Source organism: Pelobacter seleniigenes DSM 18267, from assembly GCF_000711225.1.
Lineage (GTDB): Bacteria > Desulfobacterota > Desulfuromonadia > Desulfuromonadales > Geopsychrobacteraceae > Seleniibacterium > Seleniibacterium seleniigenes.
The window spans coordinates 119,101-139,976 of sequence record NZ_JOMG01000002.1 but is presented as its reverse complement, the minus strand read 5'-3'; the positions used below and the strand labels follow the sequence as shown (position 1 = coordinate 139,976).

Below are 20,876 nucleotides of genomic sequence, written 5' to 3'. Positions count from 1 at the left end.
AGCCTGAAAAAGTCAACACTGCGTAATATAGAAAGATTTTTTTGATAAATCAACCTGTTTTGCTTTACTTGGTTGAGCCGCAGCCCCTTTGACTTTGGTTTCGGTGCGGGTGTAAGTTAATGAAACGTGATCTGGTCATCATTTAGATCGACACAGCATGTGATGCACTTGCCGATATCAAGGTCATGATCTTTTAACGACAAGAACGATTGATAGATAAAGGGATTAGAGGAGCGATAAAATGAAAAAGATATTCATTATTTCTTTGACGGGGCTTGTAGCCGGGTTGTTTTTTGCCAGTTTGAGCATGGCTGGTGGGAATAATTCCATGGGCATGAAATCGACCCAAAATTCAGACTCACAGATGATGGACAATCAGCATAAAACGGTGGGAACGACCCACTTGAATAATACCCAGGTGCGTGAACTGCAGCGGCTGTTGACTGACAAAGGGTTTGATGCCGGTCCGGCCGATGGCGTCATTGGCACCAAGACCAAGCAGGCGCTCAGAGATTACCAGACCTCGCAGGGGCTCGCTGTGACCGGACAAGCCGATCGTGCAACCTTGCGGTCTTTGGCCACGGATACTGAAACCCAGGAATTTTTCGGGTTGTCTCCCGAGTTTGATGAGCTCCATATGCGGGATAAGGGAATGATGGATCAAGGGATGATGGATCAGGACCATATGGATGACGGGATGATGCATCAGGAGCGGATGGATGACAGCAACCGTGCGGTTGAGCGCAACGAGAGGGGGAGTTACTAAAAAGTTGCTGCGGGGATTTTTAGAACAGTGAGACCTTGATAGATAGGTTATCTTTGGATCAAGCCAGGAGAGTTTTCTCCTGGCTTTTTGTTGCTTGGGGGGGCTTTTGGTGACTTTTCTGACCTGGAGCAGAAAACTCACTCGTCTGGAGGGACGAGACCCGCCGGTTTTTCGTTGTCTATTGCAGTGTTTCTATTGGGCAGGGAAACCCAAAACCCTGAAATCAAAGTCAAGACCGCGGGGTTCGCGGCCCCGCCCGCCGCCTTCCTTTTTGTCCAGGCCGACAAAAAGGAAACAAAAAACGGCCTTTTAATTACTCGGGATTTTCGTTTGTTCTGGATGCGGTATAGCTATGCACTGGTCGTTGCGAATTCGGCAGGGTTGGTCACCGTTGCATTTAATCACGGAGCATGGCCGCTACCGGCCGTGACGTCGTCGAATGCGCCCGACGAGAAGCATGGCTTCTCGTACTGGCGGATTCAAAGGCTGCGGAATTGATAGAGTTGCTGGATTGATGGGATTGCCTATCTCCTTCCCCCTTGATGGGGGAAGGTTGGGATGGGGGTGAGACACACTCACCAGCCAATTACACCTCCGACGCAGCAAACGATCAATGACCCGTACCCTCTTTGCTGCGCTCTCCATTCTGCTTGGAACTCATGTTATATTGATACGTGAAATATTGACTTATTCCTTAGCCCTGCATAAACCACCGAGGAATCCCATGAAAGCCATGCTGTTGGAGAAAATCTGTGACTTGAGGACTGAGCGAGAACCCTTGCGGCTGGCGGATCTGCCCCTGCCCGAACCCGGTCCCGGTGAGGTCCGCTTGCGGGTGCTGGTGTGCGGGGTCTGCCATACCGAGCTTGATGAAATCGAGGGGCGGACGCCGCCGCCGGTTTATCCGGTGGTGCCGGGGCACCAGGTGGTTGGGATCATCGATAAGGTAGGGGATGCCGTACCCGCTGCACGGCTTGGTGAACGGGTCGGGGTGGCGTGGATTTTTTCCGCCTGCGGCAATTGCCGCTGGTGCCGGGAAGGGTTAGAGAATCTTTGCCCGGATTACCGGGCCACCGGCCGCGACGCGGATGGCGGCTATGCCGAATATATGCTGGTTCCGGCGGCATTTGCCGTGCCGTTACCGGCTTCCCTGGACGATGTCGCGACGGCTCCGCTGCTCTGTGCCGGGGCCGTCGGCTATCGCTCCTGGAAATTGGCCCGGGCTGCGGCGGATAACGGCCCCCTTGGTCTGACCGGGTTTGGTTCTTCGGGTCATCTGGTGCTGCAACTGGCGCGTTATCAAGATCCGGAACGGCCGGTCTATGTTTTTGCTCGGAATGAAAATGAGCGACGCTTCGCCCTGGACCTGGGAGCGACCTGGACCGGCGACACCGAAGAGAAGCCTCCAGCCCTGCTGGCTGCCATCATTGACACCACCCCGGTCTGGAAGCCGGTGCTGGCAGCTCTTAAATGTCTGGCGCCGGGCGGCCGACTGGTGATCAATGCCATCCGCAAGGAAGATCGGGATCGAGACTTGCTGGCCGAGTTGGATTACCCGTCCCAGTTGTGGCAGGAAAAAGAGCTCAAGAGCGTGGCCAATGTGACCCGGCAGGATGTGGTCGAGTTTCTGCGCCTGGCCGCGGCCATCCCGTTGCGGCCGACCTGCCGGGAGTACCCCCTTGCCGAGGCCAATCGCGCGCTGCTCGAGCTGAAAGAAGGCCATATCCGCGGTGCCAAAGTTCTGCGCATCAGCGAGTAATACGGAGGTGACGATGAAGAAAGCGCTGCTGTTCGAATCGCTGGACAACAACCGGGTGCGCTGTCGATTATGTGCTCATTACTGCGTTATTGCACCGGGCCGACGGGGAATCTGTCAGGTGCGGGAAAACCGGAACGGGGTCCTGTATACCCTGGTCTACGGACGGACTATCAGCCGCAATGTCGACCCTATCGAAAAAAAGCCTCTCTATCATTTTTTGCCGGGCAGCCGGGCTTTTTCCATTGCTGCACCGGGCTGCAATTTCCATTGTGACTGGTGCCAGAACTGGGAGATTTCCCAGCAGCCGCGCGAGGGGCAGATTATTGCCGGCCAGGAGCTGGCTCCAGAGGCAGTGGTCAAGGAGGCTCTGGCGGCGGGTTGTCGCTCCGTTGCCTATACCTATACCGAACCGACGGTCTTTTTCGAATATTGCCTTGATACCGCACGCTGCGCCCGGGACAACGGACTGCGGAACGTCTTTATCAGTAACGGCTACATGTCAGCGGAGATGCTGGCCCAGCTGCACCCCTGGCTCGATGCGGCCAACATCGATTTGAAGGCCTTTCGCGACACAACCTATCAGCGCTTTGCCGGTGGTCGCTTGCAACCGGTCCTCGATAACCTGAAACGGCTCCATGACTATGGGATCTGGACCGAGGTCACCACTCTGCTGATCCCCGGGCTGAACGACAGCGCGGCAGAGTTGCGCGAACTGGCCGAATTCATGGTTCGGGAACTGGGGCCGGAGACGCCCTGGCATGTCAGCCGATTCTTTCCCCAATACAAACAGAACGACCGCCCGCCGACTCCGCCGCAGACCATTCTGGAGGCGGTCGAAATCGGTCGCGCGGCCGGGCTGCAGTATATTTATCCGGGGAACCTGGCGCAGAAGACGCAAACCCGGTGCCCGGGTTGCGGGGCGGTGCTGATTGAACGAGATGGCTTCAGGGTTGGGCTGATGCGGGTGACGACAGCCAGCTGCTGTCCTGAATGTGGGGCTCAAGTCGGCGGCATCTGGGGTGATGCCGGACCCTAACCCGGAGGTGTTTGCGGTCGCCATACGGGACGCGAGTGACCTCCGTGACCTAGCTGTCTTGAGCTTTCAACCTCTGGAGATAGTCCTCCCACTCAATCGGCAGCATGCTCTGCTTCTGGCTGTTGCATTCCTTGCAGGCGGGCACACAGTTGCCTTTGCTGCTGCGGCCGCCGCGAACCAGGGGCACGATATGATCGAGGGTCAGCTCTTTGGGGGGAACGGCTTTCCCGCAATAATGACAGATCCCTTTGGCAATCTTGTTCTTCCACCAGTTCTGCTTGCGTAATTCACGTGCTTTGGCACGTTCCTGCCTGATCCGGCTTTCATCGATATCCAGAAAAAAGTCCACTCTTGCTCCCTTTGTTTATACTCTTCACCAGTGGGGGATTATTGCACAAAATGTGAATTTATGCGATCTTGACGAACTGTTGGGTGATGGCAAAAAGCGCTAGGGACGAGATAACTTATGAAAATTCTTATCGTCGGTTCCGGGCAGGTCGGTTACTTTCTGTGTGACCGGTTATCCCGTGAAGGGCATGAAGTGACCCTGGTTGATCAGAGCGAAGAGATCGTGCAGCGTGCTCAGGATCGCTTGAATGTCATGGGGGTGGTCGGTAACGGGGCCAGCGCCGAAATCCTTGAACAGGCCGGGATTAAGGAAGCGGAAATTTTTATCGCCGTCACCAATATCGATGAAGTTAATATCCTCGCCTGCCTGCTGGCCCGCGAATATCAGGTCGGGGTGCTGGTCGCCCGGACCAAGAATATCGAATACACCAGCCATAAGGCGGTTCTCTCCAAGGAAAAACTGGGGATCGATCTGCTCATCAACCCGGAAGACGCGGTCGCTGATGAGCTGACCAAACTCGCCTGCAACTCCAAGGCCTTTGACGTTGCCGAATTCGCCGAAGGGCAAATCCTCTTCCAGGGTTACCGGATTGGCCCGGAGAGTCCGCTCTGCGATCTGTCCCTGGCCGAACTCGGCGAACTGCGCGGCATGTACCGGTTTGTGGTGGTGGCCATCAGTCGCGGCAATACCACCATCATCCCCCGCGGTGACGATGTCATCCAGGACGGGGACCGCATTTATATCTTTGCGCCACAACCGGAGCTGCCCGCCATCAACTACCTGTTACAGGCCGAAGGGATCGATCAGCGTCGGGTGCGCAGGGCGTTTGTCCTCGGGGGCAGTCGGATCGGCCTGCAGGTGGCCCAGAACCTGGAAAAGCTCAATTTTCAGACCAAACTGGTCGAGAAAGATGAAGACCGCTGCTACAAGCTGGCCGAACAACTGCATAAGGCCGTGGTCATCAATGCGGAGGGGCTGGATGTCGAAACCTTGCTCGACGAAGGGTTGGCGGAGGCCGGAGTTTTTATTGCGGTCACCGACAATGACCAGACCAATATTCTGACCTGTCTGCTGGCCAAACAGCACAAGGCTCGGCGAACCCTGGCCTTGGTCAGCCAGCCGGAATTGATCGGCCTGGCCACCGAGCTCGGCATCGACGCTTGCATTTCGCCGCGCCTGGCCGCCGCCGGGGCGATCCTGAAATTCGTTCGGCGCGGCGACATCATCTCCCTGACCGCGGTGGAGGGGAGCAATTCCGAAGTTCTCGAGTTGGAGATCAAGAAAGACAGTGGCCTGCATGGCCGCACCCTGCAGGAGCTGCATTTCCCCAGGGGGGCCATTATCGGAGCGATCGTGCGGGGCGACAAGTATGATATCCCGACCGGCGACAGCACCCTGGAAGCAGGGGATCGGGTGGTGATTTTCACCTTGCCTGAGGCGCTGCAGAAAGTGGAAAGGTTTTTTGCCTGAATGAACCTGCTGCTGACCCTGCGCATCCTCGGTTCGCTGCTGCTTTTTCTGGGCGCAACCCTGTTTATCCCGCTGCCCTTCTCCCTCTACTATCAGGATGGTGTCTGGTCCGCGTTTGTTATTTCCGCCCTGATCTGCTGCGGGGTTGGCGGTTTGATTATGGCTGCCTGCCGGAGCCCTCAGGAACTGTCGGTCCGGGAAGGCTTTGCCGTGGTCACCTTCGGCTGGACGGTCTTTGCCGTATTCGGAGCTTTGCCCTATCTGCTGGCCGGGGCGATCCCTTCACCGCTGGATGCGATTTTCGAGACCATGAGCGGCTTTACCACCACCGGTTCGACCATCCTGCGCGAGATCGAACATCTGCCGCCGAGCCTGTTGTTCTGGCGGGCGCTGACCCACTGGCTGGGCGGAATGGGGATCATTGTGCTGTCCCTGGCCATTCTGCCGATGCTCGGGGTCGGCGGTATGCAGCTGTTCAAGGCCGAGGTCCCCGGACCGACGGCCGATCGGCTGAAACCGCGCATCCAGGACACCGCCAAGATGCTCTGGGGGGTCTATTTTCTGCTCACCTCGGTGGAGACCGTCCTGCTGATGTTTGGCGGGATGTCCTTCTTTGATGCCCTCTGTCATTCCTTTGCCACCCTCGCAACCGGCGGGTTTTCCACCCGCAACGCGTCGGTCGGGGCGTATAACAGCGGCTATATCGATGCGGTCGTTACCCTGTTCATGATTCTGGCCGGGGTCAACTTTGCCCTGCATTTCCAGGTGCTGCGCGGGCGGGTGCGGGATTTCTTCGGCAGCGAGGAATTGCGCGTCTATCTGGGCATCATTGTGGTTGCCACGGCGGTGGTCATGTACTTCAACTGGTCCGAAGATGTCTACCGCGGCCTGGTGGAAAACCTGCGTTATTCATCTTTCCAAGTGGCCTCGATTATCACCACCACCGGTTTCGGGACCGCTGATTTCGAACTCTGGCCGGTGGTGACCCAGTATATTCTGGTGCTGCTGATGTTTGTCGGCGGCTGCGCCGGCTCGACTGGTGGCGGTATGAAGGTCGCGCGGATTCTGCTGTTGTTCAAGCATGCCCAGGTCCAACTGTTCCGGCTGATTCATCCCCGTGCGATCCGCCTGGTCAAGCTCGGCAACCGGCCGGTTGATAAAGAGGTCATGCAGTCGATTCTGGGTTTCTTCGCGCTGTTTATCAGCGTGTTTGTCGGCGGTTCATTACTGGTAGCGGCCAGCGGCATGGATCTGGTTTCATCCGGGGCGGCAGTGATTGCCTGTCTCGGAAACATCGGTCCCGGCATCGGTACCGTTGGCCCCATTGATAATTTTGCCCATGTGCCGGCCTTGGGCAAAACCGTACTGATTGTCTGTATGCTGATGGGCCGTTTGGAATTGTTTACTGTGCTGGTTCTGTTCTTCCCGTCTTTCTGGCGTAAATAACGCCGCTTGAGACTGCGGGAAAAAGACCAGCCGGAGACGGGAGTTCTTCCGGGTGCTCACAGGTGAAGGCCCCCATCGTCGCTATGAACGATGGGGGCCTCCCCCCTCCGGAACTATTTATGAAGTCTAGCCGTGCAATCTTTATGACACGAGTATAGCGAATCTTTCTGACAAAATTCTGAACAAGCTCTGTCGTGTCCTGGAAAAAAACGAAAAATCCTGTTTGCCAGATTTTTCCCGGTTGCCGGAATGGGGGGGAGCACCTGTCGCGGTTAGCTAGTTATCATCCGGAAACGGCCCTTTTCCGCTGTGGTGGTGTCAATCTGCGGGTTTTCTTGTGCGGCGTAAAGTACTACGCCTCCGCGTAACCCCTTGATTTCCTTGCCACAACGAAAAATTGCTCGTTTCCAATCTGAAAACTTAGCCGTTGCCCTGCGGAGTTTCCGGATGGCATCTAGCTAGTTATTATCCAGAACGGCCCTTTTCCGCTGTGGCGGTGTCAATCTGCGGGCTTATTGTGCGGCGTAAAGAACTACGCCTCCGCATAAACTCTTGATTTCCTTGCTACAACGGAAAATTTCTCGTTTCCAATCTGAAAACTTATGCGTTGCCCTGCGGAGTTTCCGGATGCCAACTAGCTGTCTTGAGGGATCATGATGAAGCCGAGCTGCCTGCCGGTTACCCCCTGGTCACGCCGGTGAGAAAACAGCAGTTCCGGGTGACAGCAGGTGCATTCTGTGGCGACATCGATATGCTGAGGCGCAATGCCGAGCGCTTCCAGCTGAAGCTGACAGCTTAAGGGCAGGTTAAGCTGCCAGTGACCCAGGCTGGTTTCCGTGGAAATCTCTTTCCAGAAACCGCTGCCTTTGCGGAACATGTCTCGTACCGGGCGGTCCACCTCATAGTTGTGGGCGCCGATTCCCGGACCGACTGCCGCCCTGAGTTCGGAGGCGGGGCAATCGAAATGACTGGTGATGGTGTTGATGGTCTTGGCGATGATTCCGTTGGCCGCCCCGCGCCAGCCGGCATGAATGGCGGCGACCGCTTTGAGGTCCTTGTGCCAGATCAGGATCGGCAGGCAGTCGGCGGTGAGGATGCCGATCATAATCCCCGGCTGGTTGGTGACGATGGCATCGACTTCCACTTTCAGAAAATGGGACAGGTCCAGGTTCGGCTCATCGATGAGCAGCAGGTCTTTGCCATGAACCTGTTTGACGGTCAGCAATTGGTGCGGACTCAGCCCGAAACTGCGGGTGAAGGTTGAGCGGTTGCCTTCGACATGGGCAATTGCATCATCGGTTCCGAAGCCGAGGTTGAGAGAATTGTAGGGTGGACGACTGACCCCGCCATTGCGGGTACTGAACCCGGCGACGAGCTGTGCGGGGATGGTTTTTGGCTGCAGGAAAGAAATCTTTCCTTGACGGACAAGTTTCATGACAACTCCATTGCTGCAAAAATAGTAAAACGCGGGCAACTTATGCCAAGGCGTTTTTCAGGTCAAGGTAAGAAATAATCTCGTTGAGAGTGTCCGGTATTTCGCTCGAAAATTCCAGATATTTTCCTGTGGACGGGTGAATAAAGCCAAGAAGCCTTGCGTGCAGGGCCTGCCCCGGTAACTTCGCGACCAGTCGGCTCAGTTCCTGGTTGCGGGGGAATTCCTTACCCCGCCGACCGTAAAGGGGATCAGCAACCAGCGGAAAGCCGAGTTCAGAGAAATGAACCCGGATCTGATGGGTTCGGCCGGTTTCCAGGGTGAATTCGATCAGGCTCAGGCGGTCGTCCCGATAATCTTTCAACACCGACCAGTGGGTGACTGCGCGGCGGCCATTTCTGGCTTTGCTGCTCATTTTTTTGCGTTGAACCGGATGACGGCCGATGGGCTTGTCGACCTTTCCCGTAGTTGTCTCAGGACAACCATGAACCAGCGCCAGGTAGCGTCTGTTGATGGAGTGCTTTTTAAATTGGGCCGCCAGGTGCAGATGGCTGCGGTCATTTTTTGTGGCGACCATAACCCCGGAGGTGTCCTTGTCCAGTCGATGAACGATGCCGGGTCTTAATTCGCCGCCGATGCCGGCCAGATCCTGGCAGTGATGAAGCAGGGCGTTGACCAAGGTCCCGCCGGAATGCCCGGCGGCCGGGTGGACCACCATACCGGCAGGTTTGTCGATGACGATCAGGTCATGATCTTCGTAAAGGATATGCAGCGGGATGTCCTCGGCGCGAGCTTCGCTCGGTTCCGGTTCGGGCAGGATGACCAGAACCGACTCGCCGCCTTTGAGTTTCCTGCTGGCTTTGGCCGGGGTTCCGTCAAGGGAAACCAGTTCGGTGTCGATCAGCTTCTTGATCTGGGAGCGGCTGATCTCCGGAAAACACTCGGCCAGGAATGTGTCCAGTCTTTCCGGTGGACGGTCTTCAGTAAAGAACAGTTTTCGGGATGAACTCATTTACCAGATCTGGCTTTCAATCTTTCCCGCCTGCTTGATCATGACATCGACGATGGCACGTTCATAGAGATGATCGCGATTTTTCATTTCCGGAGAGACACGGGAAAAAAAATGCTCGCGACCTTCTTCGAGTTCCTCGTCCATCAGTTCGAAAATAGAATCACTCTTAATTCCTTCCGTGACCTTGTCGCGGTTGTAAAGGGCGATGTCGGACACAATGGCACGGGCTAAACGAAATGCGAGATCGGGGTTTTCCACCAGTCTTGCCATAAAAAGAATCCTCCGTCGATCAGTTCGGGCTGCAGCCTGAATGTTTATTTGATCTTATTAACTTTTATTCAAGATGGCAAGCTAAAATCTCATGAGAGCCCGGTTTTGAGAAAGTGTTAGCAATCAATAATAAGCTATGGTAAAGTTTTTTCCTCATAGCTGGCTGCCGTTAACTTGTTCTGGGTTTCGATGTTAAATCAATTTTTCTTGGATCGAGAATCTTGGCTGACGTGAGGGGGTAATGACAGGGAAGCGCATGAAGAAACACATTCTTTTTGTTGATGACGAACAAAGTCTGGCCCTGCTGGGGGCGGATCTGCTTGAAGATTATGGCTTCCAGGTGACCTGTGCCTATCATGGTCGGCAGGCGCTGGACGTCTTCACTGGTCAGAGCGACGCCTTTGATCTGGTGGTCACCGACGAATCGATGCCGGAAATGTCGGGTATTGAATTGGCTCAGGAGCTGTTCCGGATTTCTCCGCAGACGCCGGTTATCCTCTGCTCCGGGCATATGCTGACTATGCAGGAAGAGGGGATTGACCAAACCAATATCATCAATGTTCTTGCCAAGACCGATGTCTGCCTGAAACTGCCGGCATTTCTGGAACGGCTGTTTGCCGACAGTTAAGTAAACCTTTCCCCATGCCCGTGCCTGGTTCCGGCGTAGCGGATTACATTGCCCTGCGGCCAGGCTGCCGGTTAGCGGATGAAGGTGGCGATCAACAGAATCATTACCAAGATCATGATGATGATCGACAGCAGTGGCAGGCCCGACTTTTTTTCTTGCGGCGGGGCTTTTTCGAGGCGGCCGGCAACCGGGAACCTTTCCACGACAGCGCGTACATGAGGTGCGCTTTTGAGTTCTTCGGTCAGATCGCGTCCCGCCTGATGCAAATCTTCATGGCGACCGTTTTGCCAATACGGGCTGGTGCTGACATCGTAGACGGTTCCGCTCACTGCAATATAGGCCGCCCGACCGTTCTGGCCGTCATAGCGCGCCAACTCCTGTTCAGTCATGTGTCCCTCCCTGAAAAGTTTCTCTGGTAGGTTTTTTCCGCAAACGGCTCGTTTCCAATCTGAAAACTTGCCCGTTGCACTCTGCTGTTGCCGGAGGGCAACGGGTTATGATTTAAAATAGGTCTGGCGCTGCAGCTGGGATGAAAACTGTTTGAGAATCTGCTGTCTTTCAGCGACATTGATCTTGCCACCGCGAACCGCAAGTTCAATTTTCTCCCGGAAATTTTCGTAGAAGAACGCCGGATTGTATTCCAACATGGCGAGAACTTCGCTGATGGTATCCCCCGACTGCTCCTTCATGACATCGAAACTGCCTTCTTCATTGATGCGCACACTGATCACATTGGTGTCGCCGAACAGGTTGTGCAGGTCGCCAAGGGTTTCCTGATAGGCGCCCATCAGAAATACGCCGAGGATATAGTCTTCCCCTTCTTGCAGGGGATGAAGGGGCAGGGTCTGACTTTCTCCCGCGGAAAGAATGAAATGATCGAGCTTGCCGTCACAATCACAGGTCAGGTCGGAGATGGTGCCGACCCGCTCGGGATATTCGTCAAGGCGATGAATCGGTGCAACCGGAAAGATCTGATCGATGGCCCAGGAATCCGGCAACGACTGAAAGACACTGAAGTTGCCGTAATAAATGTCGGCCAGCAGGGTGGTCAGTGCGTCCAGGGCCGGGGAGGTCGCTGCTGCTGCGCGGCCACGTTCCGCCAGGTTGCGGGCAATGGCCAGGAAGAGGTTTTCCGCCAGGGAGCGCTCGCGCAGTCGAATTTCCCCCTCCCGGAACAGTTCGCGAATCCGGTCCCGGTTGGCCAGCGCTTCGCGATAGCCATTCTCCAGGTCGATGGCGGCAGCATCCTGGCTGAGCTGGTATTGACGGGCGGTCAAGGGGTGACACCCCTGCGGTGGCATGTCGGGCAGGGAGAGGGGCTCGTAGCGCATCACATCCAGGATGTTGAACAGGAGCATGGTATTGTGGGCAACCGTCGCCCGTCCGGACTCGGTCACAATGATCGGATGAGCGACTCCGGTCGGATCCAGCGTCTCCTGAATGGTGCGGACAATACAATTGCAGTAGTCGGCCAGATTGTAATTCCGGGAGTGACTGTGTTTGCTCTGATTGCCGATATAATCGACGGCCAGGCCGCCGCCCAGATCAAGGTAGCGTAACGGCACTCCTTCGCCGGCCAGGTCGGCATAAAAGCGGCTGGCTTCGCGCACCCCGTTGCGGATCTCTTCGATATCCGGAATCTGCGAGCCGAGGTGGCAGTGGAGCAGCTGCAGACAGTCGAGCATGTTCTCACGGCGCAGGGTGTCGACAGTGGCAATGAGCTGCGCGGTGCTGAGTCCGAAACTGCTGCGGTCGCCGCTGGTCTCGGTCCAGAGTCCGCCGACCTTGGCCGAGACCTTGATACGCAGGCCGATCAGCGGGCTGATGCCGAGAGCGCGGCTGCGGGCGATGATCAGCGGCAGCTCATTGGGGGATTCGATGACAAAGACGCAGCGATAGCCGAGTTTGTTGGCCCAGAGCCCCAGATCGATGAATTCCCGGTCTTTATAGCCGTTGCAGATCAACAGCCCGTTTTCGTAAAGACTGGCCAGGCAAAGCAGCAGCTCCGGTTTGCTGCCAGCTTCCAGACCATGGCCGTAGCGGGAACCGAAGCGGACAATTTCTTCAATAACCGCGCTCTGCTGATTGACCTTGACCGGGAAGACCCCATTATAATGATTCTGATAGCCGGCTTGGCTGATCGCGTCCCGGAACGTTTCATTGAGCAGGGCCAAGCGTGAATCGAGAAAATTTTCGATCCTGACCAGCAGCGGCAGGGCATGGCCGCGGTCATTGGCCCCCTGCAGAATATCGGTCAGCGGGACGGCCACCTCACCGGATGGAAACGGAACCCTGACGGTTATGCGGCCGTCTTCGGACACCGCAAAATGGTCCTGGCCCCAATGATCGATGCCGTAGACCCGGGCCGCGTCGGCAGGGGTCCAGCTCCGTTTGCTGGTGGCGTTCATTCGGCAATATTGTCCCGGGCGAAGGTGGGCAGCATGAAAGCTCCCAAGTGCAGGTCTTCGTTGTAATAGCGGGTGGTAAAGCCCCGCTCCGTAGCACGCTGGCGATCAAAATCCTTGACTGGGTGATATTTCTTGCTGGCAAAGGCAAAGCTCCAGAGTCCGCTCGGATAGGTGGGAATAAAGGCTTGGTACATTTCCACCACCGGGAATACCGCCCGCAGATTGCTGAACATGCTTTTCTGGATTTCGGCGTGGTAAAAGGGGGATTCGCTCTGGGCGACCATGATGCCGTCTTCTTTGAGCGCCGCATGGACCAGGCGATAAAAGTCCTCTTCAAACAACCCGACCGCGGGACCGATTGGATCGGTGGAGTCGACCAGAATAACGTCGAATTCATTCTGGTGGGCACGGATGTAGGCCAGCCCGTCGTCGACATGCAGCTTGACCCGCGGATTGGAACCATCGATTTCACAGGCCATTGAAGGCAGGTATTCGATGGACTTGTCGATGACCAGCCCGTCGATTTCGCAGAGGACGGCCAGTTCCACTTCCGGGTGCTTCATGATTTCGCGAATGCTGCCGCCATCGCCGCCGCCAATAACGAGGACTTTTTTAGGAGCCGGGTGGGTAAACAGGGCCGGATGGGTGATCATGTCGTGATAAACAAACTCATCCCGTTCGGTGACCATGACCAGGCCGTCCAAAAGCATCATCTTGCCGTATTCAAGGGTCTCGACGATATCAAGTTGTTGAAATTCGCTCTTGCCGGAAAACAGGGTCTTGGTGATCTTCATTGTAATGCCGACATTGTCACTGTGTTTTTCGGTATACCAAAGGTCCATATGCTTAAATCCTTGTTATTTTTCTGGAAACTGAATGCCTGTTCAAGGGGGTGGGGAAGCAGCCCCGCAACTGAATTATTCTCGCTGTTTCTAGTACCTGCGCAGGGGCGGGCTGTCAAGCCAAATCCCCCTGCCGGCTGTTTCTGCTGGTGAATTTTCGGCCTTGCTGTGATAAACAAGACGGGGTTATCCTTTGTTACGGAAGTTCCTGCGATCATGTTCCCGGGTCGCAAGTCCGTGCCAAACGGTAACGCAGAGCAAAACTCCATCTACTATAACAAGAGATCTTCGAAAGGATAACCCGTATGACGAATATCCGGAAAATCGGTTTTATCGGTGGTGGCAATATGGCCGAAGCCTTGATCAAAGGGCTGGTCGCAGGATCGTTCCCTGCCACTCAAATTATGGCTTCGGAGCCGAGCGATGAACGCCGCGACCACCTGGTCCAGACCTTTGGTATCGAATTGAGTGAAAATAATCTGGAGTTGATGGAAAAATGCGATCTTATCGTGTTGGCCATCAAACCGCAGATTGCCACTGAAGTGCTGGAAGAGGTCGCCGGAGCTTATCGCGAAAACAAGCTGCTGGTCTCCATTCTGGCCGGGGTCACCTGCCGCACCATTGAAAAGTTTTTCCAGGGCGCACCGCGGGTGGTGCGGGTCATGCCCAATACGCCGGCCCTGGTCGGGGAGGCGGCCAGCGCCATCTGTCGCGGTCACCATGCCAGCCGCGAGGATCTTGGCGTGGTCCGCGAACTGCTGGAAACCGTGGGGCGGGTTCAGGTCATCGATGAGCGGCAGATGGACGCCGCAACCGGCCTGTCAGGCTCCGGGCCGGCCTACATTTACACCGTGATCGAAGCACTGGCGGACGGTGGCGTTCGGGAAGGGCTGCGGCGCGATGTCGCCCACGCTCTGGCCGTACAGACCGTGGTCGGCGCCGCCCTGATGGTCCGTGAAACCGGGGAGCACCCGGCCATTCTCAGGGATCGGGTCTGTTCGCCCGGCGGCACCGCCATTACCGGGGTCAGCACCCTGGAGAAAAACGGCCTGCGGACCACGCTGATGGAAGCGGTCTCTGCGGCGGCGGCCCGTTCCCGGGAGCTTGGTGGCAACTGATGATTGATCAGTTCTGGACTTTTTTTGTGGCCATAACCTTATTGACGCTGTTCCCAGGGGTCGATTCTTTGCTGGTGGTTCGAAACAGCAGCCGCGGCGGGCTGGCTGACGGCCTGCTGACCAGTACCGGTATCTGCTGCGGATTGTTTGTCCATGCCACGGTCTCTGCCCTCGGCATTTCCGCGTTGTTGCTCCATTCGGCGATGGCCTTCGGCCTCCTCAAAATGATCGGCGGCGGTTATCTGCTCTGGCTCGGTTGCGGCAACCTGTGGCAAGCCTGGCGCGGCACCGAGGTAGCGTCGCCGGCACTTAAGGGCTTGCCGCCGAGACTCTTTTGCTGGTACCGGTCGCTGCGCGAAGGGTTTGTCTGTAATGTCTTTAATCCCAAAACATTACTGTTTTATATGGCCTTTTTGCCTCAGTTCATCAATCCGCAGCGGTCGGCCCTGGTCCAGTCGCTGTCCATGGCCGCGATTCATTTTGTCATTGCCATGATCTATCAGGGCGTGCTGGCCGCGTTGGCCTGCCGGATCAGCCGCTGGTTCAAAACCGGGCGCTGCCGGCGCTGGGCGGAAGGTACGGTCGGGCTGCTGTTGGTGACTTTCGGTGTCAGCTTCCTGCTGGAAAGGCGGGCATGACCAAGCCCGGGCTATCCCCGCGCTCTGTGCTGGCCAGGCTCCCCTGTCATTACGGCTGGGTCATTGTCGCTACGGCCTGCCTGACCGTGTTTTCCTGCCTGGGGCTGGCCCGCTTCGCCTTCGGCATGCTGCTGCCGGGAATGCAGGCCGGGCTGGCCATGTCCTATGAGCAGATGGGCTATCTCGGCACGGCAAATTTTGTCGGCTACCTGCTCTCTGTCGCGCTGTTGCCAGCGTTGCTCAAGCGCTTGCGCCCCCGCCTGACCATCGGCAGCGGACTGCTCCTTATTGCCGTCACCATGGCCGTAATGGCACAAGCTGGATCGTTCAAGGAATTGCTGGTGCTTTACGCCTTGACCGGCGCGGGCAGCGGGTTGGCCAATTTAGGTGCCATGCTCCTTATCGCCCACTGGTTCCGCCGCGACAAACGCGGGCAGGCGGCCGGGCTCATGGTCGTGGGGAGCGGGGCCGGGATTATTTTTTCCGGCCAGTTGATCCCCTGGTTGAACCGGCTTTACGGTGTTGCGGGGTGGCGTTACGGCTGGCTGCTGCTGGCCGCTATTGTCCTCGGTGTCGTCGTCATCTGCGCCCTGCTGATTAGAAACGAACCGGCCGATCTCGGTCTCGAACCGGTCGGGCGCAAGCTCGCGGTCAGCGTCGAAGCGGTCGGGGCAGACGTCCGCGCCGGGCGGGCCGTTGTCCTGCTCGGGCTGCTCTATCTCGCTTACGGGGCCACCTATTCGATCTATGGAACCTTTGTCGTCACCAGTATGATCGAAGACTATGGCTTCAGTGAGGCCGCAGCCGGGCAGTTCTGGTCCTGGATTGGATTTTTCAGTCTGTTTTCCGGGGTGCTGTTTGGCAGCCTGTCCGACCGGATCGGGCGCAAAGGCGGATTGATGGCGGTGTTCGCGGTGCAGACCCTGGGCTATCTGTTGGCCGGTAGCGGTGGTGGAACCGTGGCCCTGTTGGCTTCGGTTTTCTTATTCGGCATTGCGGCTTGGGCCATTCCCGCCATCATGACCGCGGCCATCGGCGATTATCTCGGCCTGGCTCGGGCGGCCTGGGGTTATTCACTGATCACCTTCTTTTTCGCCGGCGGGCAGACCGTCGGTCCGGCTGTTGCCGGGGTCCTGGCCGAACATTACGGCAGCTTTGCCCCGGCCTTTCTGTTGGCCGCGGCCATCACCGCCGGAGCTTTTCTGCTGACCCCGGCCCTGCCGCAGCCGGCCCGGCACTAAAGTTCAGCAGTCGGCCGGATAATGCCGGGCGACGATCGTCAGCAACTCGGCGTGGACCGCCGGGCTGCCGCAGACCAGGATCCGATCCCGGTATGGAGAATAGGGCTCACCGCGCTGGTTGGTCGCCAGGCAGCCGGTTTCCGCCAGAAAGAGCCGCGCGGCGGCGACATCGTACGGTTGCAGATCGCTCTCCCAAAATCCCTGCAGAAATCCCCGGGCCACATAACAGAGATCCAAGGCCGCCGAACCAAACCTTCGCAGGCCGCGACTCCGGTAAAGAACCTCTTCGGCGCACGGAAAAAACGCGCCTTTGAGGTCTTCCGAACGGTAGGGGAAGCCGGTGCCCAGCAAGGCCTGGCGTAGGGGGAGGTCGGTTACCCGTGGGCAGTTGTCATTGTTATGCCTGAGCCCTGAGCCGCGGCAGGCGGTAAACCATTCCGCCGAAGCCGGCCGCAGTACCGCACCGAGCACGGCCTGCCCCTGTTCTTCCAGGGCAACGGAAATGGCAAACTGGTCGAGCCCGCTGAGGAAGTTGGTGGTTCCATCCAGGGGATCAATGACCCAGCGCAGTCGTTCGTCGCCGCTGGTCCCGGTTTCTTCGCCGTAGATCCCGGCCTCCGGCACCAGCTGTTGTAGCCCCTCGATCAACCGTTGCTCTGAGTGGACATCCACCGCGGAGACGAATTCCCTTGCCTCTTTTTCGGTTCCGCCACCGGGGGGGAGGGAGCGAAACGCTCGCAACTGGTCGCTGCCGACCTGCTGCATCAGCGCCATGACCTCAGTTAATAAAGGCTGCTCAGTCATAGTCAAAGCAACTTGCCGCGGCTGCTGAAATAACGGCTGTAGGGGTTGAAGGAACGCCGGTACTGGCGAATGCCGATAATGACGATATTGATGATGCTGGCGATGGGCACGCCGATAATCATGCCGAGGATCCCGTACAGCTTGCCGCCCATGACAATGGCCAGGATCACCCAGAGCGGATGCAGGTTGGACACTTTGGAGATCAGGATCGGAATGAGGATGAAGTTGTCGAGAATGATCTGCGCGATCAGCACATAGACGCAGAATATCCACCAGAACTGGGCACCCATGCCGAGGTCGACCAGGGCGATCACCAGACCGGGGATCAGCCCGATAATCGGACCGATATAGGGGACCAGGTTAGTGACTCCGGCTACGGCTGCCAGGATCGGGGCGTAGCGGATGTCGGTCAGGGACAAGCCCATCCAGACCACGATGCCAATGATCAGCGCTTCAATAATCCGGCCGCGGATGAAGTGGGCCAACTGCCAGCTGACATGGGCATAGATATCGAGGACCATTTCAAAGTAGCGGTTGGGGGTCAGCCCGATCAGGCTGCGCATGATGCGGCGGCTGTCGCGGAGGAAAAAAAAGGAGAATAGCGGCACCAGCAGCAGCAGGCTGCCCAGGCGCATGGCCGAGCGCGGGGTTTCCTGGATGATCCAGCCGAAAAAACTCTGTGAAGTGGAGCGCATCCGTTCGGTAAAATCATAATTCTTGATAAAGGGAAAATGTTCCTGGGTGTTCTGCAGCAGGCCGCTGGTATATTCGATGGCGTGACTGATGTAGCGGGGGAAATCGGCTTTTAAGGCCTGCATCATCCCTTTCCAGTTGGGCGGGCCGATAAGGATCATGGCCAGGGCGATGAGGGTTGAGACCAGCAGATAGACGATAAATATACTGCTGGTTCGGCCGATATGCTCATTCTCAAAAAACTGCACCAGCGGGTCGAGCATAAAGGAAACGATCAGGGACAGCAGAATCGGTAAAAACAACCCTGTGGTAGCGGTTTTGAGTAATCCGGTGATGGTGCTGGCCGAAGAATAAATGGCAATCCCCGACGCGATGGCCGTGGTCAGCACCAGGTAAAGCACCGCAACCTGGGCGCGATTGAAGTTCCCTTGCTCACTCATGTTTCCCGCTCTCTGCCAGCGACTGATAGTGTTTTTTCAGCTCCTCGAGCTGGAGGCTGCATTGCAGGAGTCGATCGCTGACAATCCGATTGAGACTGAGCAGAATCTTGCCGGCCGCAATCGGATGACGGCGGACGGTTTCCTGAAAATCGGAGCGGAACAATCCGACCAGGACCGTTGCTTCGACGGCGCGGGCCGCAGCGCCACGCGGGCGGGACGCAGTCAACGCGACTTCGCCAAAGAAATCGCCGGTTTCCAGAACCGCCTGCTCGGTTTCCTGACCATGTTCGCTCTGGGTGAAAATTCGGACTTTGCCGGAACGGATGATATACATCCCGGAGCCGATGTCTGCCTGACTGAAGATCATTTCATCGGCCAGGTAATTGCGGATGTGGACGGTCTGCTCAAGAATTTTGAGTTCACGTTTGTCCAGCTTGTTGAAGACTGGTACAGTGCTGAGGAAATAACTCAGGGTTTGTTCATAACCGCTCATGCGGAAGATATTGTGCCAGAATGGGTTCACGCTGTAACCTTTGCAAGGGAAATGGCCTGAAAAGCAGAGCCTGCGTGGTTTTTTTTCAAGAATCGGGAATTTGCTATTATACCAATATGTTTGCGCAGTGCCAGATAAAAAGCGGGCGCTAGCGACAGGGCTGATGCCACCTATATTTGCATGATGACCATCGATCTCAAAACCTATCCCCAGGCGCCCGGCGTCTATCAGATGTTCGATCAGGACGGCCGGATTCTCTATGTCGGCAAGGCCAAGCGGCTGCGGACCAGGCTGCGCAACTATTTTTCCCCAGGTGGCGACGGCCGCCAGCATATCCCCTTGCTCATGGAAAAGGTCTGTCGGATCGAGGTCATCGTCACCGACACCGAGAAAGAAGCCCTGCTGCTGGAAAACACCCTGATCAAGCAGCATCGGCCGCGCTACAATATCGAATTGCGTGACGACAAGACCTATGTGTCGGTGCGCATCGATCTTAAGGAACCTTTTCCGTTGCTGCAGATCGTGCGCCAGGTGAAGAATGACGGGGCGCAGTATTTCGGCCCCTATTCCTCAGCCGGCGCCATCCGCGAGACCCTGAAGGAGATTTACCGGATTTTCCCTTTGCGGCACGGTTCGCTGGAACGTTGTCGCAAGCGCGGCCGGCCCTGCCTGTTTCACCAGATCGGCCAGTGTAGCGCGCCCTGCCACGGACTGATCAGCCCAGAGGATTATCATAAACTGGTGGAAGGGGTGATCCAACTCCTTGAAGGGCGGGAATCCGAGGTGATCGAACGGCTGCGCGAGCGGATGCAGGCCGCTTCCATGGAACTGCGCTTTGAAGAGGCCGCGCGCTTGCGGGATCAGATCCGTTCCATCGAGAAGAGTGTCGAGAAACAGAAGGTGACGGAATACGGTGGCGGCAATCAGGATGTTATCGGTCTGCATCGGGATGGCGGAGAGGTGGAACTGGCGCTGCTGTTCATCCGGCAGGGGAACCTCATCGGCCGACGGACCTTCCTCCTCGAATGGAAGCTCGACCTGCCGGAATTGCTGGACGGGTTTCTGCAGGAATATTATTCGCGCGAAGTCATCATGCCGGATCAGCTGCTGTTGCCGTTCCCCCTTGAATCGAGTGGCCTGCTGAGTGAATGGCTGAGTGAAAAGCGCGGGCGCAGGGTGCAACTGATTGCACCGCAGCGCGGCGAAAAAAAACGCCTCTGTCTGCTCGCCGAGCGCAACGCTACAGAAGCCTACCGGCAGCGGGGCAAGCGCCAGCAGGCCAGGGACGAGGTTCTCAAGGATCTGGCCCTCAAGTTTCAGCTGGCGGCGCCGCCGCAGCGGATCGAGTGTTTTGATATCTCCAATGTTCAGGGGCATCTTTCTGTCGGCAGCATGGCGGTTCTGGTCGACGGGGAGGCTGCTCCTGCCGAGTATCGGCGCTTCCGCATCAAGACCGTGGTCGGGGCCGATGATTACGCTTCCCTCTACGAAGTGCTCAAGCGCCGTCTGCAGCGTGGGATCGATGAGGACAAACTGCCGGACATGATTCTCATCGACGGCGGTAAGGGGCAACTCGGTGTGTTGACCACGGTGCTGCAGGAATTCAACCTGAGCGGTCGCATCGGCGCGGTGGGGATCGCCAAAAGCCGGGTGGTTGCCAATGTCAAAGGGAAGGTGGTGGAGCGCAGTGAAGAGCGTTTTTTCTTGCCCGGGCGCAAAAACCCGGTCAATTTCAGGCAAGGCGCGGCAGGCTTGTTTATGCTTGAGCGACTGCGGGACGAAGCCCACCGCTTTGCTATCACTTATCATCGTAAGTTGCGCAGTAAAGCGAACCTGCGCTCGTCCCTGGAAGATATCCCGGGAGTCGGGCCAGCCCGGCGCAAGGCGCTGCTGAACTATTTCGGCAGTCTGAAAAAACTCCGCGCCGCGTCCTTGGCCGAGTTGGAGCAGATGCCGGGGCTTCCGGCCAATCTGGCTCAGGCCATCTTCCAGTCCTTACGCGGTGATGCTGCCGAAGAATCCTCCTGAAGC

21 protein-coding genes are annotated in these 20,876 nt (G+C 57.0%); 11 read left to right on the top strand and 10 right to left on the bottom strand.

The annotated features are described in order from the left end of the window. Positions 1-241: 241 nt before the first annotated feature. The 4 genes from N909_RS24335 (at position 242) to amrS (ending at position 3,561) form a co-directional block, all read left to right on the top strand. Positions 242-766 carry a peptidoglycan-binding domain-containing protein gene (locus N909_RS24335; protein WP_029911346.1) on the top strand — a complete coding sequence of 175 codons (525 nt, stop codon included), beginning with the start codon at positions 242-244 and terminating at the stop codon, positions 764-766. 174 nt (positions 767-940) lie between these two features. Continuing rightward, positions 941-1,264, top strand: coding sequence for a hypothetical protein (locus N909_RS0103280; protein ID WP_155005852.1), 324 nt, complete (start codon positions 941-943; stop codon positions 1,262-1,264). 226 nt (positions 1,265-1,490) lie between these two features. Next, positions 1,491-2,525 (top strand): zinc-dependent alcohol dehydrogenase family protein, encoded by a 1,035-nt coding sequence (locus N909_RS0103275; protein WP_029911335.1) that lies wholly within the window; start codon positions 1,491-1,493, stop codon positions 2,523-2,525. Positions 2,526-2,538: 13 nt separating this feature from the next. Further along, positions 2,539-3,561, top strand: a complete 1,023-nt coding sequence (gene amrS / locus N909_RS0103270; protein WP_029911328.1) for an AmmeMemoRadiSam system radical SAM enzyme — start codon at positions 2,539-2,541, stop codon at positions 3,559-3,561. 49 nt (positions 3,562-3,610) lie between these two features. On the opposite strand, the gene N909_RS0103265 is transcribed toward amrS, so the two are convergent. Further along, positions 3,611-3,910, bottom strand: coding sequence for an HNH endonuclease (locus tag N909_RS0103265; RefSeq protein WP_029911326.1), 300 nt, complete (start codon positions 3,908-3,910; stop codon positions 3,611-3,613). A 117-nt stretch (positions 3,911-4,027) separates the two neighbouring features. On the opposite strand from N909_RS0103265, the gene trkA reads away from it, so the two are divergent. Together trkA and N909_RS0103255 are read left to right on the top strand one after the other, a co-directional pair. Next, positions 4,028-5,380 (top strand): Trk system potassium transporter TrkA, encoded by a 1,353-nt coding sequence (gene trkA, locus N909_RS0103260; protein WP_029911321.1) that lies wholly within the window; start codon positions 4,028-4,030, stop codon positions 5,378-5,380. After that, on the top strand, positions 5,381-6,826 hold the full coding sequence (locus N909_RS0103255) for a TrkH family potassium uptake protein (protein WP_029911298.1): 1,446 nt from the start codon (positions 5,381-5,383) through the stop codon (positions 6,824-6,826). It abuts the gene before it with no gap. Between the two features lie 634 nt (positions 6,827-7,460). Here the strand turns inward: N909_RS0103255 and pgeF are convergent. From pgeF to N909_RS0103240, 3 genes are read right to left on the bottom strand one after another with little or no spacing between them, the layout of a single operon-like run. After that, positions 7,461-8,261, bottom strand: coding sequence for a peptidoglycan editing factor PgeF (gene pgeF / locus N909_RS0103250; protein WP_029911296.1), 801 nt, complete (start codon positions 8,259-8,261; stop codon positions 7,461-7,463). A 40-nt stretch (positions 8,262-8,301) separates the two neighbouring features. After that, positions 8,302-9,270: an RluA family pseudouridine synthase gene (locus N909_RS0103245; RefSeq protein WP_029911292.1), complete on the bottom strand. Its 969-nt coding sequence runs from the start codon at positions 9,268-9,270 to the stop codon at positions 8,302-8,304. Then, positions 9,271-9,540 carry a hypothetical protein gene (locus tag N909_RS0103240; protein WP_029911289.1) on the bottom strand — a complete coding sequence of 90 codons (270 nt, stop codon included), beginning with the start codon at positions 9,538-9,540 and terminating at the stop codon, positions 9,271-9,273. It lies immediately after the preceding gene. 256 nt (positions 9,541-9,796) lie between these two features. Here N909_RS0103240 and N909_RS0103235 point away from each other — a divergent pair, with 256 nt between their 5' ends. After that, positions 9,797-10,168, top strand: coding sequence for a response regulator (locus N909_RS0103235; protein ID WP_029911286.1), 372 nt, complete (start codon positions 9,797-9,799; stop codon positions 10,166-10,168). 71 nt (positions 10,169-10,239) lie between these two features. Here the strand turns inward: N909_RS0103235 and N909_RS0103230 are convergent, their stop codons facing one another. From N909_RS0103230 to speE, 3 genes are all read right to left on the bottom strand, one after another. Continuing rightward, positions 10,240-10,557: a cytochrome b5 domain-containing protein gene (locus N909_RS0103230; RefSeq protein ID WP_063336383.1), complete on the bottom strand. Its 318-nt coding sequence runs from the start codon at positions 10,555-10,557 to the stop codon at positions 10,240-10,242. A gap of 105 nt (positions 10,558-10,662) precedes the next feature. After that, positions 10,663-12,576: a biosynthetic arginine decarboxylase gene (gene speA / locus N909_RS0103225; protein ID WP_029911280.1), complete on the bottom strand. Its 1,914-nt coding sequence runs from the start codon at positions 12,574-12,576 to the stop codon at positions 10,663-10,665. Further along, entirely contained in the window at positions 12,573-13,418 is an 846-nt protein-coding gene (gene speE, locus N909_RS0103220) for a polyamine aminopropyltransferase (protein ID WP_029911277.1), read from the bottom strand. Before speE ends, speA begins: the two co-directional genes overlap by 4 nt. Positions 13,419-13,723: 305 nt before the next feature. Here speE and proC point away from each other — a divergent pair, with 305 nt between their 5' ends. Genes proC through N909_RS0103205 form a run of 3 tightly spaced genes read left to right on the top strand, consistent with a single transcriptional unit; the run spans position 13,724 to position 16,415 of the window. After that, the gene (proC, locus tag N909_RS0103215) at positions 13,724-14,536 is read left to right on the top strand and encodes a pyrroline-5-carboxylate reductase (RefSeq protein ID WP_029911274.1); all 813 of its coding nucleotides are present in this window, start codon (positions 13,724-13,726) and stop codon (positions 14,534-14,536) included. After that, a complete protein-coding gene (locus tag N909_RS0103210; RefSeq protein WP_029911271.1) occupies positions 14,533-15,174 on the top strand; it encodes a LysE family transporter in 642 nt (213 codons plus the stop codon). Before proC ends, N909_RS0103210 begins: the two co-directional genes overlap by 4 nt. Further along, positions 15,171-16,415, top strand: a complete 1,245-nt coding sequence (locus tag N909_RS0103205) for an MFS transporter (protein ID WP_036682832.1) — start codon at positions 15,171-15,173, stop codon at positions 16,413-16,415. Before N909_RS0103210 ends, N909_RS0103205 begins: the two co-directional genes overlap by 4 nt. Before the next feature lie 3 nt (positions 16,416-16,418). Here the strand turns inward: N909_RS0103205 and N909_RS0103200 are convergent, their stop codons facing one another. Genes N909_RS0103200 through N909_RS0103190 form a run of 3 tightly spaced genes read right to left on the bottom strand, consistent with a single transcriptional unit; the run spans position 16,419 to position 18,875 of the window. Then, positions 16,419-17,219: an inositol monophosphatase family protein gene (locus tag N909_RS0103200; RefSeq protein WP_036682828.1), complete on the bottom strand. Its 801-nt coding sequence runs from the start codon at positions 17,217-17,219 to the stop codon at positions 16,419-16,421. A gap of 2 nt (positions 17,220-17,221) precedes the next feature. Next, positions 17,222-18,352 (bottom strand): AI-2E family transporter, encoded by a 1,131-nt coding sequence (locus N909_RS0103195; RefSeq protein WP_051689482.1) that lies wholly within the window; start codon positions 18,350-18,352, stop codon positions 17,222-17,224. Then, entirely contained in the window at positions 18,345-18,875 is a 531-nt protein-coding gene (locus N909_RS0103190) for a Crp/Fnr family transcriptional regulator (RefSeq protein ID WP_051689481.1), read from the bottom strand. Before N909_RS0103190 ends, N909_RS0103195 begins: the two co-directional genes overlap by 8 nt. 150 nt (positions 18,876-19,025) lie before the next feature. Between N909_RS0103190 and uvrC the strand changes: the two genes are divergently transcribed. Continuing rightward, complete coding sequence (gene uvrC / locus N909_RS0103185; RefSeq protein ID WP_029911258.1) at positions 19,026-20,873, top strand: excinuclease ABC subunit UvrC; 1,848 nt, start codon at positions 19,026-19,028, stop codon at positions 20,871-20,873. Positions 20,874-20,876 lie beyond the last annotated feature (3 nt).

Excerpts from the sequence above, each read along its gene's own strand:
- speA (WP_029911280.1), bottom strand. The coding sequence starts at position 12,576 with ATGAACGCCACCAGCAAACGGAGCTGGACCCCTGCCGACGCGGCCCGG.
- pgeF (WP_029911296.1), bottom strand. The coding sequence starts at position 8,261 with ATGAAACTTGTCCGTCAAGGAAAGATTTCTTTCCTGCAGCCAAAAACC.
- speE (WP_029911277.1), bottom strand. The coding sequence starts at position 13,418 with ATGGACCTTTGGTATACCGAAAAACACAGTGACAATGTCGGCATTACA.
- N909_RS0103245 (WP_029911292.1), bottom strand. The coding sequence starts at position 9,270 with ATGAGTTCATCCCGAAAACTGTTCTTTACTGAAGACCGTCCACCGGAA.
- trkA (WP_029911321.1), top strand. The coding sequence starts at position 4,028 with ATGAAAATTCTTATCGTCGGTTCCGGGCAGGTCGGTTACTTTCTGTGT.
- N909_RS0103275 (WP_029911335.1), top strand. The coding sequence starts at position 1,491 with ATGAAAGCCATGCTGTTGGAGAAAATCTGTGACTTGAGGACTGAGCGA.
- N909_RS0103195 (WP_051689482.1), bottom strand. The coding sequence starts at position 18,352 with ATGAGTGAGCAAGGGAACTTCAATCGCGCCCAGGTTGCGGTGCTTTAC.
- N909_RS0103230 (WP_063336383.1), bottom strand. The coding sequence starts at position 10,557 with ATGACTGAACAGGAGTTGGCGCGCTATGACGGCCAGAACGGTCGGGCG.
- N909_RS0103205 (WP_036682832.1), top strand. The coding sequence starts at position 15,171 with ATGACCAAGCCCGGGCTATCCCCGCGCTCTGTGCTGGCCAGGCTCCCC.
- N909_RS0103255 (WP_029911298.1), top strand. The coding sequence starts at position 5,381 with ATGAACCTGCTGCTGACCCTGCGCATCCTCGGTTCGCTGCTGCTTTTT.
- proC (WP_029911274.1), top strand. The coding sequence starts at position 13,724 with ATGACGAATATCCGGAAAATCGGTTTTATCGGTGGTGGCAATATGGCC.
- N909_RS0103240 (WP_029911289.1), bottom strand. The coding sequence starts at position 9,540 with ATGGCAAGACTGGTGGAAAACCCCGATCTCGCATTTCGTTTAGCCCGT.
- N909_RS24335 (WP_029911346.1), top strand. The coding sequence starts at position 242 with ATGAAAAAGATATTCATTATTTCTTTGACGGGGCTTGTAGCCGGGTTG.
- N909_RS0103200 (WP_036682828.1), bottom strand. The coding sequence starts at position 17,219 with ATGACTGAGCAGCCTTTATTAACTGAGGTCATGGCGCTGATGCAGCAG.
- uvrC (WP_029911258.1), top strand. The coding sequence starts at position 19,026 with ATGATGACCATCGATCTCAAAACCTATCCCCAGGCGCCCGGCGTCTAT.
- amrS (WP_029911328.1), top strand. The coding sequence starts at position 2,539 with ATGAAGAAAGCGCTGCTGTTCGAATCGCTGGACAACAACCGGGTGCGC.
- N909_RS0103235 (WP_029911286.1), top strand. The coding sequence starts at position 9,797 with ATGAAGAAACACATTCTTTTTGTTGATGACGAACAAAGTCTGGCCCTG.